We start from the raw sequence: 2052 nt of genomic DNA on the forward strand, positions 1-2052 counted from the left end.
GTATGCGATCCATAAACCCCACCTGCCCAACGATGGGTTAACGGTTTACTGTGGCATTTCTGGCGAGCAGTTCCACGGTAGCAGAGCTTCGTAGTCTGCTACTGACGAGGCGTGCGGCAGCCGCTCGAGTACGTGGCGCAGCCACGTATAAGGCTCTTGGCCGTTGACCTTGGCGGTCTCGACCAGGCTGTAGATCTTCGCGCTGGCACCGGCGCCGTTGACGGTGTCGCTGAACAGCCAGGCCTTGCGCCCGATGACAAACGGCTTGATCGCTCTTTCGGCCGCATTGTTGTCGATGGGCAAGTAACCCGCTTCGACGTAGCGCTCCAGCCGGCTCCAGTTATTCACTAGGTAATGCACCGCCTTACCCAGTGCACTTTGTGCCGTCACCTGCGACTGGGTTTTATCCAGCCAGCTTTTCAGTTGCGCCAGGATCGGCAGGCTCTTTTCCTGACGACCGATAAACCTCTGTTCATTACTCGCATCTTTGAGCTCGCGCTCGATCCCGTAAAGCTTGTTGATCATCGTCAGCGCGATATCGGCCCGTCCGGTTTTACCCTTGGGCTGCACTTTTTGCGCGTCCACGAACTTGCGTCGTGCATGGGCCATACACGCCAGACGTTCCGCGCCCGGCTGCAACGCCAACGCGTTATAGCCCGCGTAATCGTCGGTCATGACATAGCCACGGTAACTCTCCAGCAAGCGCAACGGCACGTCCTGCGCACGGCTGGACGTGTAATCAAACAGCACAACTTTTCGATCCGGTGGGCCACTGGCTTGCACCCACACCCAGGATTGGCTGGTCGGGTCTCGATCCGGTTCTTTCAACACCTGGACGCGGGTTTCATCGCAGTGAATCACCGGACTTTCCAGCAGTCGGTCACGCATCAAATTGATCAGCGGCTGGAAGTATTCACTGCACTGGATGATCCAGCGAGCCAGCGTTTGCCGAGGGATATCGATACCGTGACGGCTGAGCACCGTTTCAAACCTATGCAGCGGTAAACCGTCGACATACTTAGTGGTCAGCAGCATGGCCAGTACGCTTGGGCTGGCCATGCTTTTCTCGATCAGTTGCGCAGGCTTGTCAGCCGTGACCGGGGCTGCTTCGCAGCCTCGGCAACCGTAGATTTTACGGATATGTTTGATGACCCGAATCTGCATCGGCACGATGTCCAGTTGCTCGCTGGTCTCTTCGCCGATGGCGTGTTTACGGCAACCGCAAGCACAGGCCAGTTCGTGTTCGGGCAGTTCGTGGATGACTTCGATACGCGGCAGATCGGCCGACAACGGCTTGCGTTTGCCACGGCGTGGCGTCGGTTCTACAACGTCTTCATCGGCGTCGCCAACCAACGGCATTGGTTCGCTTTCAGGCTCATTGAACAAGGCCAGTTGCGGCGTATTGGGTTCCACGGTTTGCTCGGACTTGCGTCCAAACAGACGGTCGCGCAACAGCTTGATCTGTTCTTTCAGGTCAACGATGTGAGTCTGATAAGCCTGGGCCGATTCCTTCTGGCGATTGAGTGCCTCAAGCAGCAGTTGCTTGAGCAAGACAGGGTCATCAGGAAGGTCATCGGGCAGAGAAATCATGGCCCGGATTATACCGGGTCACGCCACGTAGCGCGGCGTCAAAACTTGATGGGGACGGTTGCGCCACAGATCAAAACCGTCGAGCAGCCAATTCAGTTCCTGGACGCTGAGGATAATCGCCTCGTCCGTGGCATCGGGCGATGTTTTGAAACGCTCTGACTCCAGACGCTTGAGCCAAAGGCAGAAGCCGTTGCGCTCCCAATACAAGATCTTCACTCGATTGCGGGACTTGTTGAGAAAGACGAAAAGCACAGGATCGAATACCGCCACTTTTATATCCAGCTCGACCAGCGCGGCCAGGCCGTCGATGGACTTTCGGAAGTCCACCGGCTTGGGGTAGAGATAGACTTTTTCGACTTTGGCGTCGGGTCGCATCATGAGGTGCTGGCTCCGGAGGGAATCGGGAGCACAGCATCCAGAATCATCTGGCCGCGTTGAATGTGGGGTTCATGGAGCGGTTAC

General features: G+C 56.9%; 2 protein-coding genes. Both read right to left on the minus strand.

Going from position 1 to position 2052, the window contains the following annotated elements; genetic code table 11:
• Positions 1-45: 45 nt before the first annotated feature.
• Positions 46-1590: an IS66 family transposase gene (locus NJC38_RS28955; RefSeq protein WP_253118188.1), complete on the minus strand. Its 1545-nt coding sequence runs from the start codon at positions 1588-1590 to the stop codon at positions 46-48.
• 18 nt (positions 1591-1608) lie between these two features.
• Positions 1609-1968 carry an IS66 family insertion sequence element accessory protein TnpB gene (tnpB, locus tag NJC38_RS28960; RefSeq protein WP_244651899.1) on the minus strand — a complete coding sequence of 120 codons (360 nt, stop codon included), beginning with the start codon at positions 1966-1968 and terminating at the stop codon, positions 1609-1611.
• Positions 1969-2052 lie beyond the last annotated feature (84 nt).

Origin of the sequence: Pseudomonas sp. 21LCFQ010 (genome assembly GCF_024129905.1) — a bacterium.
GTDB lineage: Bacteria > Pseudomonadota > Gammaproteobacteria > Pseudomonadales > Pseudomonadaceae > Aquipseudomonas.

Bases quoted from the DNA above. Each gene is read 5' to 3' on its own strand.
- NJC38_RS28955 (WP_253118188.1), bottom strand. From the start codon at position 1,590: ATGATTTCTCTGCCCGATGACCTTCCTGATGACCCTGTCTTGCTCAAG.
- tnpB (WP_244651899.1), bottom strand. From the start codon at position 1,968: ATGATGCGACCCGACGCCAAAGTCGAAAAAGTCTATCTCTACCCCAAG.